12 protein-coding genes are annotated in these 12,935 nt (G+C 60.0%); 5 read left to right on the top strand and 7 right to left on the bottom strand.

Annotation, left to right across the window (positions count from 1 at the left end; genetic code table 11):
• Positions 1–10 precede the first annotated feature (10 nt).
• The 4 genes from EDC28_RS05725 to EDC28_RS05710 all read right to left on the bottom strand — a co-directional run bounded on the left by EDC28_RS05725 (position 11) and on the right by EDC28_RS05710 (position 5,089).
• Complete coding sequence (locus EDC28_RS05725) at positions 11–1,699, bottom strand: M3 family metallopeptidase (protein WP_123420959.1); 1,689 nt, start codon at positions 1,697–1,699, stop codon at positions 11–13.
• A gap of 140 nt (positions 1,700–1,839) precedes the next feature.
• Entirely contained in the window at positions 1,840–2,811 is a 972-nt protein-coding gene (locus tag EDC28_RS05720; RefSeq protein ID WP_050657450.1) for an alpha-L-glutamate ligase-like protein, read from the bottom strand.
• Positions 2,808–4,319, bottom strand: coding sequence for a UUP1 family membrane protein (locus EDC28_RS05715; protein WP_123420958.1), 1,512 nt, complete (start codon positions 4,317–4,319; stop codon positions 2,808–2,810). The genes EDC28_RS05720 and EDC28_RS05715 overlap by 4 nt, the downstream gene beginning before the upstream one ends.
• A complete protein-coding gene (locus EDC28_RS05710; RefSeq protein ID WP_050657452.1) occupies positions 4,316–5,089 on the bottom strand; it encodes an ATP-dependent zinc protease family protein in 774 nt (257 codons plus the stop codon). Before EDC28_RS05710 ends, EDC28_RS05715 begins: the two co-directional genes overlap by 4 nt.
• Positions 5,090–5,239: 150 nt before the next feature.
• Here EDC28_RS05710 and glsB point away from each other — a divergent pair, with 150 nt between their 5' ends.
• Entirely contained in the window at positions 5,240–6,154 is a 915-nt protein-coding gene (gene glsB, locus EDC28_RS05705) for a glutaminase B (protein WP_123420957.1), read from the top strand.
• Here the strand turns inward: glsB and cmoB are convergent.
• The 3 genes from cmoB to EDC28_RS05690 form a co-directional block, all read right to left on the bottom strand.
• A complete protein-coding gene (gene cmoB / locus EDC28_RS05700) occupies positions 6,151–7,131 on the bottom strand; it encodes a tRNA 5-methoxyuridine(34)/uridine 5-oxyacetic acid(34) synthase CmoB (RefSeq protein WP_123420956.1) in 981 nt (326 codons plus the stop codon). The genes glsB and cmoB overlap by 4 nt on opposite strands.
• Entirely contained in the window at positions 7,128–7,853 is a 726-nt protein-coding gene (cmoA, locus tag EDC28_RS05695) for a carboxy-S-adenosyl-L-methionine synthase CmoA (protein ID WP_123420955.1), read from the bottom strand. Before cmoA ends, cmoB begins: the two co-directional genes overlap by 4 nt.
• A gap of 81 nt (positions 7,854–7,934) precedes the next feature.
• Positions 7,935–8,750, bottom strand: a complete 816-nt coding sequence (locus EDC28_RS05690) for a DUF72 domain-containing protein (RefSeq protein WP_050657456.1) — start codon at positions 8,748–8,750, stop codon at positions 7,935–7,937.
• Positions 8,751–8,879: 129 nt separating this feature from the next.
• Between EDC28_RS05690 and aspS the strand changes: the two genes are divergently transcribed.
• The 4 genes from aspS to ruvB all read left to right on the top strand — a co-directional run bounded on the left by aspS (position 8,880) and on the right by ruvB (position 12,925).
• On the top strand, positions 8,880–10,649 hold the full coding sequence (aspS, locus tag EDC28_RS05685) for an aspartate--tRNA ligase (protein ID WP_123420954.1): 1,770 nt from the start codon (positions 8,880–8,882) through the stop codon (positions 10,647–10,649).
• 117 nt (positions 10,650–10,766) lie between these two features.
• A complete protein-coding gene (ruvC, locus tag EDC28_RS05680) occupies positions 10,767–11,294 on the top strand; it encodes a crossover junction endodeoxyribonuclease RuvC (RefSeq protein WP_050657458.1) in 528 nt (175 codons plus the stop codon).
• 9 nt (positions 11,295–11,303) lie between these two features.
• Entirely contained in the window at positions 11,304–11,912 is a 609-nt protein-coding gene (gene ruvA, locus EDC28_RS05675; RefSeq protein WP_123420953.1) for a Holliday junction branch migration protein RuvA, read from the top strand.
• 8 nt (positions 11,913–11,920) lie between these two features.
• Positions 11,921–12,925 (top strand): Holliday junction branch migration DNA helicase RuvB, encoded by a 1,005-nt coding sequence (gene ruvB / locus EDC28_RS05670; RefSeq protein ID WP_050657460.1) that lies wholly within the window; start codon positions 11,921–11,923, stop codon positions 12,923–12,925.
• Positions 12,926–12,935: the final 10 nt, after the last annotated feature.

Raw genomic sequence — 12,935 nt, 5'->3', positions numbered from 1 at the left:
GCTCCTTTTATCAATCTACTGGCGTGGCGCAGGCCAGCTGCTCGCGGGCCGGTACGCTGCCGCCGGGGCTTAGCATGCAATCGGCAAAGCGGCGCAAGGTCAGCTGGCCACCGGCGATGGCCTCGCTGATGTCGCTGGCTTTGGCGTCGGCATAAAGGTAGGTGAAATAGGCCGGCCCGTAGCTGGCCAGGTGGCGAAAGGCGTACTGGGGCGAGAGGCCCTTGATGTAGTCCTGGCGCAGGTATTTGGGGTAAAGCCTGGCGTTGATGGCTTCCATGTCCGGCGCGCCGCTCTGGTGGTAGGCAAGGGCCATGGCCGAATTCAAAATGCGTTGGTCAAGGGCGATGCCCTGCTGGCGCACATCTTCGGGGGGCGCCTCGCGTACGCCGGTAATGGCCTGGTGAATCGCCGGGTCCCAAGCCAGTTGCTCCAGCACCTTGGAGGGCACTTCTACCAAGTCGGAGGGCAGGCGGATACCGGCCAGAATTTCATAAGGCTGGCTCGCCAGCAGGTTGTTAAGGGCATGGCCGCTTTCGTGCATCAGGCTTTTAAGGTCCTTATGGTGCCAGCGGTCTTCGGGGAGGTTCATCACCAGCACCGAGGCCGGTAACTGCACGCCGGTAACGCCCCGTTGCAGCTCGCGGTGGCGGTTGTGGCCGTATTTACCGTCGCGGGGGTAAAGGTCGAGATAGAGCCTGCCGATGGCCTTTTGCCCTTGGCGAAGCTCATAACCGCTGATGCCCTTGGCCCAGGGGTGCGCTACCTCGATGGGCACAAAGCGCAGATCCAGCGCCTTGCCCAGCCAGGCAAAGTAGTTGTCGATAAGGGTTTGAGGCCGGTAGCTGGCTGGCTTGTCTTCGACCTTGGGGCTTTGCAGCGCCCAAAGCGGCGGGTTGTTAAGCGCGGCGCGTTCGGCCTCGGCGGCGGCGCGATTTTTTGCCGAGAGCTTATCGAGGTAGCGCCACACCGCCTCGGCGCTGCCAAGCTGGGTGCGGGCCAGGCGGCGGTCGGCATAGTCTTTAAAGCCATCGAGGCTGGCCTGCTGCTGGCGGTTTTCCAAAAGCGCCGCTAATACCGGGGCGTTGGCAGCACTCAGGCGGCTTTCATAGGCGACAAAAAGCGCCTCGCGGCAGTGGGGCGGCACATCGTTAAGGGCGGCTTTTACGGCGCCACCACGAAGCGGCACGCTTTTTTGCCACTTGCCGGGGAGCTTGCCTTGGCAGCCCTCGGGCACCGGGTAGCGGCCCTCGAAGTTGTCGATATTGGCCCGAAAACGCTGGCTGAGCTTGCGGCCCTTATCCACCACCGCTCGGTATTCGGGGCTTTTAAGCGCCTTGGTGGAGCCGGCCCAGGCGCCAAGGGCGCGCGCTTCTAACCCCGAGGCGCCGGGAAGCAGCGCTTTGGCTTGGCTGCGAAGGCTATTGGTGTGTTTTTCAAAGGCTTTGGACAGGCTATTGATGCACTGGCGGGCGCTTTGGCGGCTTTGCGGGTCGCTTGCCGCATCGTTATAGACATAAGCGGCTGAGAGCTTATTGCGGGCCGGCAGCCGCCAGCTATCTACCGCCTGCAGCCAGGCTTTGGGCTGCTGGGGCAGGGCTGGCAGGTTTTGCAGGCGTTCAAGCTCCGGCTGGCAATCAAACTCGGCGGGGCTGGCAAAGAGGGGCAGGCTAAATACCGCCGTCAGCAATGTCCATTTCATGGCGCGCGGGTCCTTAGTGGGGGCAGAGGGCTGCCGGGTTCCTTTAGCATTTAATGATGGGCCACGGCGCCTTACTGCCTGATGAATAGCAGGTTTTTCGTCTTCTCAAACAAAAAGCAGCCCGCAGGCTGCTTCAAAAATCACTCGCTGGCGGTATTGCCTGCGAGTGGCTGGCCAAAAGCGGCCTTGGCGTAGGCCACTCGCTCGGCGGGGCTGTGGTGGCGCTTTTTCATCTTCTCGATGTGTTTTAGGCGCGGCAGCAGCCCGCAGCCGTTGGCCACCTGGATAGACAGCCCCGGCCGGGCGTTCAGCTCCAGCAGCAGCGGCCCCTTGTTTTTATCCAGCACCAAGTCGGTGCCGATATAGCCAAGGCTGGTCATGTCATAACAGGTGGAGGCCAGTTCCAGCATCTCGGTCCAGTAGGGGATGGTGATTTGATTGAGCGCCTTGCCGGTATCCGGGTGCTGGCTGACCACCTCGCCAAACTGCACGGCGTTCAGGCAGCGGCCGGTGGCGATATCCAGCCCCACCCCCACGGCGCCTTGGTGCAGGTTGGCCTTGCCGTCAGAGGCGCGGGTTGCGCAGCGCAGCATGGCCATCACCGGGTAGCCCTGGAAGATGATGATGCGAATATCCGGCACCCCCTGGAAGGAAAAGCCGTCGAACCTATCGTCGAACTCGATAAGCTCTTCGATAATGGCCACGTCCGGCTTGCCGCCCAGCGAATAGAGCCCGGCCAGGATATTGGTCATGTGCCGTTTGACGTCTTCCTGGCTGATAACCGACCCCGAGGCTTTGACGAAATCGTCGCCGTCGCGGCCGGTTATCACCAAAATGCCTTTGCCGCCGGAGCCCTTGGCGGGCTTGATGGCAAAAGAGGCAAAGTTGGTGACCAGCTCCGCCACGTGCTCAATCTCATGCTGCTGCTGCACCACTCCCAGCAGCCTTGGCACCGTTACCTGGTGCTTTTCGGCCAGCAGCTTGGTCTTGAGCTTGTTGTCCACCAGCGGGTAGAGGCTGCGCTTGTTGTACTGGCCGATGTAAGCGACGTTACGCCGGTTCATGCCAAGGATGCCGGCCCGTTTCAGGGCAAAGGGGCTGGCCCACTTCATGCGCGGTCCACCATGGCTTTAAAGCGCTTGAGCTCGGTGAGCTTGTAACCCTTGTATTGCCCCATCAACAGGATCATCGCCAGCAGCACAAAGTGCAGCTCGGGGAAATTGAAGGTGAGGTGGCTGACCAGCTTGGACTCCATGGCCAAGAAGGCGAGGATGGCCACCAGCAGCGAGCCGCCCCCTTGCTTGAGCACTTCTTTGGGGCCGTCTTCTTCCCAGAGGATGGACATCCGCTCTATGGTCCAGGCCATGATGATCATCGGGAAGAAGGTGATGGTCATGCCGGTGTTAAAGCCAAGCTGGTAACCGACGATGCTCATGATGGCGATGATAAACACCACCAAAATCACCAAGGTAGCTATCCTTGCCACCAGCAGCAGGTTGAGCCTTGAGAGGTAGCCCCGCAGCAGCAAGCCCAGCGCCACCACCGTAATAAAGCTGACAATGCCGGGCAGCAAGGAGGTTTGCAAAAAGGCCACGGCGATCAGCACCGGCATAAAGGTGCCCGAGGTTTTCACCCCGACGATAATGCGCATAAACACCACCGCCGCCGCACCGATGGGCAGCAGCAGCAACAGCTTGAACATGGATTGTTCTTCAATGGGCAACTGGTAGATGGAGAACTGCCCAAAGCCGTGTTCTTCAGCCTGGGCCCTTGCCAGCTGCAAGGCCGGCACCGTTTGGCGGATGATGGAGAACGACACATTGGAGCCGCTGCCGCCGTTCACATCCAGCAAGGACACGCCTTTTTTGTGCCACATCAGCACGTTGTCCGGCAGGCCCTGTTCGCCGGTTTTGGGGTCGAACACCAGCCAGCGGTTGTCGGCGTACACCTCCACAAAGGAGCTCAGGCTCTGGCGGCGGCGCGCATCTTCGAGATACAAGCCTTGGGATTCGCGGGCCGGCAGGCCAGCCTGGTTCAACAGTTTGACCAGCAGGTCGGCCTCGGTGTGGCCTTGCAGCAGCAAGGCGGCGTTCTGGCCGGGTTCGGGCTGGTTCAAAAGTTTAATCAGCTCGCGGGTCAGTGACTGCGGCGTGGATGAGCGCTGCTGAGCCTGGGCCAGCAATTGGGTGGCGGCGGTGCCTTGGGGGCCGTCCCAGTCGATGGTTTGAGCCTCGGGCGGAGTTTGCTCCGGCAGCTCTTCGATATCAGAGGCTTGCAGGAACTGCGCCTTGTAGTAGAGGGTTTGCGGCCCTACGGCGCGGCGAATAGACCACTCGCCCCGGCGATTGCCGTCATGGCGAATGACCGAAAAGCCGTAACCGGGGCTGGCGGCTTGCTCGGTAAAGAGCCGAAAGCCTGGCGGGCTGTCGGGCAAGTCCATGCTCACCAGCACCGGCTCGTTCTTGGCGTTAAAATCGATACGCGCTTCTACCAGCCACACTGGCCGCTCGGCGCCCGGCAAAAAGGGGATCTCCATCTGGGCGTGGCGGGCGATAGCCAGCCCCAGGCCCGCCAGGATGAAGAGCACGACAATGGTGTAAAAGGGAACCCGGGAAATCATTTAGCGTCCTTGTCCTCGGCTTTCATCGGCGGCAGTTTCAGGCTGTATTCCTTGCCTACGTCCACCACCATCACGTCTTTTAAGATGTTGCGGCCAATCAGTACCGGAAATTCCAGGTGCGAGCGGTCAGAGAGGTTGAACTCGGCCTTTTGGGAAATAGGGCCGATGTCGAATTTAAATTCCACCACCGGGCGGCGCTCGCCGTCTTCGGAGCTGGACTGGATAATGCGCACCCAGCGCAGCACCTTGCGCTCCACTTCCATGTAGTCGCTGCCTTTATCGTCGGTAGGCACCTTAAAGCGCACCCAGTCGGCACCATCGCGCTCGAACTTCTGGATATCGCGGGCATCGAGGGACGCCGAGGTGGCACCGGTGTCGATACGGGCGGTCAGTACTACGTCAGAAGGATGCAGGCGTACCTTTTCCAAGGCGCCAACCACCAGTTTGTCGTCCTTTACCGGCATAGGTTTGGTCTCCGGGCATTGTAGTTGTGGTGTTTGCGGACAAACCACAGGTTGTTGTTTTTCGTTAAGTTTTGCGGCGATAGCAGCCAGGGTGGCCTGTTGGGCGGCCTGGGCACTGAGGATCTGCTGTTGGGCTTGGGCCTGCTTGGCTTCCAAAGTGGCCAGGTGCTGGTTCTGCTGGTCGTGCAAGGTGTCGAGCTGAACCTGGAGGTGGTTGATGTCCTTTTCAGCTGGGGCGGGGGCCTGGGTTTGGGCACAGGCTTGCAAAAGCAAGGTACCACCGAGCAACAAAAGCGCTTTGCGCATATCCGTACGTCCTTTTTTGTTCGGGGCTTTGAAGTTCAACATAGGTTTTATCAATCAAATCTGAATTGGCCGGTTAAGCCCGGCTTGGCGTTGCTTTTATCCATTCAGTGGCGACAATAAACGCCACCGTCTAAAAACCCTTGGGCCAACGTGGACCTTCAACAACTTCTCGACGACATTTGCGCCGGCGCTGCCAGCCATTACGGCCAGGGCAGGGTGGCGGATTATATCCCGGCTTTGGCCTCTGTTGCGCCCGCGCAATTTGGCATTGCCATCCACACCCTCGAAGGTGACCTCTATTCTAGCGGCCAGGCGCAAAAAAGGTTTTCCATTCAAAGCATTTCAAAGGCATTTTCCCTCACCATGGCTATTCACCGCCACGGTGACGAGCTGTGGCAGCGGGTGGGCAAAGAGCCCTCGGGCACCGCCTTTAATTCCCTGGTGCAGCTGGAATTTGAAAAGGGCATTCCCCGTAACCCCTTTATCAACGCCGGCGCCCTGGTGGTGGCCGACAGCCTGTGTTCGCGGCTCTCGGCGCCTGTGCACGCCATGCTCGAAACGGTGCGGCTGATGGCCGGAACCGCCAGTATCACCATCGACCGCAAGGTGGCCGATTCCGAATACGAGCACCGCTATCGTAACGCGGCTATGGCCAACTTGATGAAAAGCTTCGGTAATTTTGAAAACGAAGTGGACAGGGTGCTGCGTGCCTACTTCAGCTATTGCGCCCTTTCCATGAACTGCGTGGAGCTGGCCCGGGCCTTTTCGTTCCTGGCCGCCGACGGCCGCTGCCCGCAAAGTGGCCGCCAGTGGCTGACTAAACGCCAGACCCAGCAGCTGAACGCGCTGCTGCTCACCTCGGGGCTTTACGACGCGGCGGGGGATTTTGCCTACCGGGTCGGCATGCCCGGCAAAAGCGGGGTAGGGGGCGGCATCATGGCGGTGGTGCCGGGGCGCTTTACGGTGTGCGTGTGGGCGCCGGAGCTCAATGAATACGGCAATTCGGTGGTGGGGCTCTGGGCCTTGGAGGAATTGTCCAAGGCCCTGGACCTGAGCCTTTTCTAGCAGGCGGTAGCCACCAGCACCGCCCTTTTGGGGGCGGGGTAGCCTTCCACCGTCTTGCTGGGGTCATTAGGGTCCAAGAAGTCCTTGAGCGACTCGTTGCGCATCCAGGCCGTGGCCCGCTGCTCATCGGTACTGGTGGTGTCGATGTCCACCACCTTGATGTCTTTAAAGCCGCAGCGGCTTACCCAAAGCTTAAGGGCCTCGGCAGAGGGCAAAAACCAGACATTACGCATCTGGGCGTAGCGGTCTTTGGGCACCAGCACCGCATTCTCGTCGCCGTCGATAACCAAGGTCTCCAGCACCAGCTCGCCGCCTTCTTTTAACTGGGCGCGCAGCTGCTCGATGTGCTCGATGGGGCTCTTGCGGTGATACAAGACCCCCATGGAAAAGACGGTGTCAAAGGCCTTGAGGGCCGGCAGCTGCTGAATGCCAAGGGGCAGCAAATCGATGGGCAGCGCCGGGCGGGCCGCTTTGGCAAAGTGCTTGATGGCTTGAAACTGAATCAAAAACAGCTCCGATGGGTCTATGCCCACCACCCGCCAGGCCCCTTCGCCGAGCATGCGCCACATGTGGTAGCCGCTGCCGCAGCCCACATCCAGCACAAAGCGGTTTTTAAGGGGCGAAATATGGGGCAGCACCCTGTCCCACTTCCAGTCCGAGCGCCATTCGGTGTCGATATGTACCCCGTGCACCCGGTAGGGCCCTTTTCGCCAGGGGTGGAATTTTTGCAACAAACCCTCGATGGCCTTTTGGGTGCCGCCGTCTACGTCTCCCGGCGCGCCTATGGTGACGCTGTCTTTGATATCAAGATGCGCGGTAGCGACTTCTGGCAATTGGCCAAGAATGCGCTGCCAGTGGCGAAACTCGCCGTGCAGGCTTTGCTCTTGCCATTGGCGCAGCTGTTTGGGCAGCACTTCCAGCCAGTGGCTCAGCTGGCCTTCGGCAATGTCGGCGTAGAAACGTTGAAACCAGTTCATTTGATGGCCACCAGAGAGGCGAAGTTGTAGCACTGGTACCAGAACTGGCTGTGGCTAAAGCCGGCGCCTTTGAGGCGCTTGAGGTGAATTTCTGGGCTGTCGGGGCGCATCACGTTCTCGATGGCGGTGCGCTTTTGGGCGATTTCCAGCTCCGAGTAACCGTTGTCCCGTTTGAAATCCCAGTGCAGCTCAGAGAGAAGATCGTTGATGGCGCTGTCTGCAAACACCAGCTTTTCCGAGAGCAGCAGCAGGCCGCCGGGGCGAAGGCCGGCGTAAATTTTGTTGATAAGGGCGTCGCGGTCATCTTGGGGCAAAAACTGCAAGGTGAAGTTGAGCACCACCAAGGAGGCGTTTTCGATGTCGATATCGCGGATATCGGCTTCTTTAAGGCTCACTTCCACCTTGCCCTTGTAGGCGGCCAGTTGCCGCTCGGCGCGGCTTATCATGGCCGCCGAGCTGTCCACGGCAATCAGCTCCACCCCTTCGATATCGACGCTGCGCTTAATGGCGAGGCTGGCGGCGCCCAAAGAGCAGCCAAGGTCATAGATGCGGCTGCCGGATTTGGCAAAGCGCGGCGCCAGTTTGCCCAGGGTGTGCAAGATGGTGGTGTAGCCCGGCACCGAGCGGTTAATCATGTCGTTAAAGACATCGGCCACCTGCTCGTCAAAGGCAAAATCCTTCACGGCGCCGTGGGGTGTGGAATAGATGCGATCCTGGGACATGGGCCACCTCGATAAAAAAGCGGCCGCTATTTTGCCACCCTTTGCCAAGGCTCGCAGCCCTTAACGGCAAAACCCTTGCCCTTAAAAGAGTGGTGCTTGGGCAAAAGGGGCCAGGGCCGGCAGCGCATGACGCTTGGCCACTTCTTCGTAAAACCAGCGGGCCAGCAGTGGCGCCTGGTCGTTATCGGCGCTGTGCACAAAAAAAGTGGGGCTAAGGCCTTCGTCCAGCCAACTGGCCACCTTGGCCACCCAGGGCGCTAAAAAGCCATGGTTAAGCGCAGGCTCGGGCAGGCCTACAAAGCGCACCACCGGCTTTTGGCCTGTGGCGATGGCATGCACCGGCACCTTGGGCTTTTTCTGCTGGGCTTCTACCAGCACCGGGGTGCTGGCGGGCACGGAGAACACCGGGCGGCTGTCCATGACGATGCGGTCGATGCCGCTGTCCATCAAAAAGCGGTTTAGGGCTCTTTCTTCCTCGCCCTTTTCAAAAAAGGTGCGGTGGCGCACTTCAATGGCCAGGGGCAAGCTCTTGGGGAGCTGCTCGATAAAGCGTACCAGGGCGCCGGCTTGCTCGGGGCCGAACTGGGCTGGCAGCTGCAGCAGGTAGTGGCTGATTTTGCCGTTAAGTGGCGCCAGCCTTGTCAGGAAGGTGTCCAGCTCTTGCTCGACACCCACCAACGCCTTGTGGTGGCTGATGGCCTGGGGGAATTTAAAGGTGAAACGAAAATCGGCCGGGGTGCTGTCTTGCCAGCGTGTTACCGTGTCTTCGCTTGGCAGCGCATAAAAGGTGGTATTGCCTTCAATGGCGCTAAACACCCGGGCATAATGGGCCAGGTGTTGATTTTGAGGCGTGCCCGGCGGATACAACAGGTGTTTCCAGGCCGGGTGCGACCACATGGGGCATCCGAGATACAGCATGGCCGCCATTATAGCGAGTCAATTGAATCCCCCAAGCCCTGGTCGCTATAATCGGCGGTCATTATTGGCTTAACAGCCACACTTCTTCGTCAAAGGACTTAAAGTTTCATGCGCAGCATCTATTGTGGACAGATCCGCGAAGCCCACGTCGGCCACAGTGTTCAATTGGTCGGTTGGGTACACCGCCGCCGCGACCTGGGCGGGGTTATCTTCGTTCAGCTTCGTGACCGTGAAGGCCTGGTGCAGGTGGTTTTCGACCCGGATCTGGAAGACGTCTTCGAGACCGCCAACAGCCTGCGCGCCGAATTTTGCGTCCAGATAGAAGGTGTGGTTCGCGCCCGCCCTGAGTCGCAAATCAATAAAGACATGGCCACCGGCGCCGTGGAAGTGCTGGGTAAAAAGCTCAGCATCATCAACAAGGCCAAGCCGCTGCCCATCGCCCTGGATGACCACCAGAAGAACAGCGAAGAGTCTCGCCTCAAGTACCGCTACCTGGATCTGCGCCGCCCGGAGATGACCGAGCGCTTGATGTTCCGTGCCAAGGTCACCGGTTTTGTGCGCCGCTACCTCGAAGAGCAAGGGTTTTTGGATATCGAAACCCCCATCCTCACCAAGGCTACCCCCGAAGGGGCCCGCGACTACCTGGTGCCGAGCCGTACCCACAAGGGTAAATTCTTCGCCCTGCCGCAGTCCCCGCAGCTTTTCAAACAGCTGCTGATGGTGGCCGGCATGGACCGTTACTATCAGATAGTTAAATGTTTCCGCGACGAAGACCTGCGCGCCGACCGTCAGCCGGAATTCACCCAGATTGATATCGAGACCTCCTTTCTGACCGCGCCGCAAGTGCGCGAAATCACCGAAGGCCTGGTCACCGAGCTGTTTAAGGAAATGCTGGGCGTCGAGTTTACGACCTTCCCCACCATGACCTACCTCGAAGCCATGACCCGCTTTGGCTCCGACAAGCCCGACTTGCGTAACCCGCTGGAAATCGTTGACGTAGCCGACCTGTTGGCCCACGTGGAATTCAAGGTGTTCAACGGCCCGGCCAACGATGCCAAAGGCCGTGTGGCCGTGATTAAAGTGCCTGGCGGCGCTTCTCTTTCCCGCAAGCAGTTGGACGACTACCAAAGCTTTGTGGGCGTGTACGGTGCCAAAGGCCTGCCGTGGCTCAAAGTCAATGAACTGGCCAAAGGCGCTGAAGGCCTGCAATCACCCATTTTGAAATTCCTGGACGATAAAGCCATCCAAGGCTTGCTGGCTCGCACTGAAGTTGCTGACGGCGACCTGCTGCTGTTCGGCAGCGACTCCTACAAAGTCTGTACCGACGCCCTGGGCGCGCTTCGCCTGAAACTGGGTGAAGACTTGGGCTTTACTCGCACTGATGAGTGGGCACCGCTGTGGGTAGTGGATTTCCCGATGTTCGAGGAAGACGACGGCCGCCTCTACGCGCTGCACCACCCCTTCACCGCGCCCCTTAATGCCACCCCTGAAGAGCTTTCGGCCAACCCCGTTGCCACCATCTCCAACGCCTACGATATGGTGCTAAACGGTGTGGAACTGGGCGGTGGCTCGGTGCGTATCCACGACAACACCATGCAGCAGGCGGTATTTAAGCTGCTGGGCATCAGCGAAGAAGAAGCCGAAGAGAAGTTTGGCTTCCTGCTCGAAGCCCTGCAGTACGGCGCCCCAATCCACGCTGGCCTTGCCTTTGGCCTGGACCGCCTGGTGATGCTGATGACCGGCGCCAGCTCCATTCGCGACGTGATGGCCTTCCCCAAGACCACCACCGCCGCTTGCCCGCTGACCGAAGCCCCCAGCTTTGCCAACCCGCAAGCCCTGGAAGAGCTGTCGCTGGTGGTCAAGAAAATCGAAGACTGATGGCCCTGCCTGGCAGGCAGCCAAAGGCCCGGCCCCGCGCATTAAGGCGCGGGGCCAGGCCCCAACCCCGCGTTTTAGTGCATCAATTTGGTGCGGCAACCCGAAGGAACCACAGGGATGACCCGCATTATCCTGGGTATTGACCCCGGCTCCCGCATTACCGGTTACGGCCTTATCCGCCAGGAAGGGGTACGTTTTGGCTACCTCGGCTCCGGTTGCATCCGCATTACCGCTGAACCTTTACCCGAGCGCCTCAAGCAGGTGTTTGACGGGGTGAGCGAAATCATCCGCCAGTTCCAGCCTGATGAGCTTGCCATCGAGCAGGTGTTTATGGCTCGCAATGCCGACTCGGCCCTGAAATTGGGCCAGGCCCGTGGCGTGGCTATCGTGGCTGGGGTGAACGCCGGTTTGGCGATATCGGAATACTCGGCCCGCCAGGTCAAGCAGGCGGTGGTGGGCACCGGCGCGGCCGACAAGACCCAGGTGGCGCATATGGTGGCCCATATGCTCAAACTGCCCGGCACTCCCCAGGCCGATGCCGCTGACGCCCTGGCCATTGCGCTGTGCCATGGACACACCAGCACCAGCCTGACTAAGATGGCCCTGGATAAGCACAAGCTAGTGCGCGGCCGCCTGAGAAAATAACGGAAGCTTATGATTGGAAGATTGACCGGACTGGTGGCAGCCAAGCAGCCGCCGGAGATTTTGATTGATGTGGCCGGCGTGGGCTATGAAGTGCAGTGCTCCATGCAGTCGTTTTTCGCCCTCGGCGAGATTGGCGCCAAGGCGGTGCTGCACACCCACCTGATTGTGCGTGAAGACGCCCACCTGCTGTTTGGCTTTGTCACCAAAGAAGAGCGGGCACTGTTTCGCCAACTGATCAAAGCCAATGGCGTTGGCCCGAAACTGGCGCTGGCCATCCTCTCCAACATGACCGTCGGCCAGTTCGTGCAGGCGGTGCATCATAACGACATGTCCACCCTGGTCAAATTGCCCGGCGTCGGTAAAAAAACCGCCGAGCGGCTGTTGGTGGAGATGCGCGACAAGCTCAAGGATTTTGGCGCCGATCTGTCGGTACCGGTGCTGGACATGGCGCCGCTCACCGATGTGGCGCCAGCCAGCTCGCCCCGAGATGATGCCATGGCGGCGCTGGTGGCTCTTGGCTACAAGCCGGCCCAGGCCGAGACTGTGGTGAAGAAGGTGGCCAAAGACAGCATGAATTCCGAGGCCATCATCCGCGACGCCCTCAAGGCGATGCTCTGAGGTAAGCCATGATTGAAGCCGACCGCCTTATCAAACCCCAGGCCGACCGCGAAGACGATGTCATCGACCGCGCCATTCGCCCCAAGAGTCTGGCCGACTACCAAGGCCAGGACCATGTGCGCACCCAGATGGAGATCTTCATCGAGGCGGCCCGTGGCCGGGAAGAGGCGCTGGATCACCTGCTTATCTTCGGCCCGCCGGGCCTGGGTAAAACCACCTTGGCCAACATCGTTGCCAACGAGATGGGGGTGAACATCAAAACCACCTCCGGCCCGGTGCTGGAAAAGGCCGGCGATCTGGCGGCCATGCTCACCAACCTCGAACCCCACGACGTGCTCTTTATCGATGAAATTCATCGCCTGAGCCCGGTGGTGGAAGAAATTCTCTACCCGGCCATGGAAGACTACCAGCTGGATATCATGATTGGCGAAGGCCCGGCGGCCCGCTCCATCAAGCTGGACTTGCCGCCCTTCACCCTGATTGGCGCCACCACCCGCGCCGGATCGTTAACCTCGCCCCTTCGCGACCGCTTTGGCATAGTGCAGCGCCTGGAGTTCTACAAAATAGAGGACTTGGCCACCATCGTGGCTCGCAGCGCCCAATACCTGAATCTGGAGCTGGACGCCAACGGCGCCTTGGAAATCGCCCGCCGTAGCCGCGGCACGCCCCGTATTGCCAACCGCTTGCTGCGCCGGGTGCGGGACTTTGCCCAGGTGAAAAGCGACGGCCGCGTTGGCGCCACCATCGCTGCTGCCGCGCTCGATATGCTGGATGTGGACAACGAAGGCTTCGACTATATGGATAAGAAGCTGCTGATGGCCATTATCGACAAGTTCCTGGGAGGCCCGGTGGGCCTTGATAACCTGGCGGCGGCCATCGGCGAAGAGAAAGACACCATCGAAGACGTGCTGGAGCCGTTTTTGATCCAGCAGGGATTTTTGCAGCGTACCCCCAGGGGGCGCATCGCCACCGACCGCGCTTATCGCCACTTTGGGCTGAGCCGCGGCGAATAACCGTTATCTG

This window comes from Gallaecimonas pentaromativorans, assembly GCF_003751625.1.
GTDB classification, from domain to species: domain Bacteria; phylum Pseudomonadota; class Gammaproteobacteria; order Enterobacterales; family Gallaecimonadaceae; genus Gallaecimonas; species Gallaecimonas pentaromativorans.
Note: the sequence above shows the minus strand (reverse complement) of the source record. Positions and strands in the feature narration are given on the sequence as shown.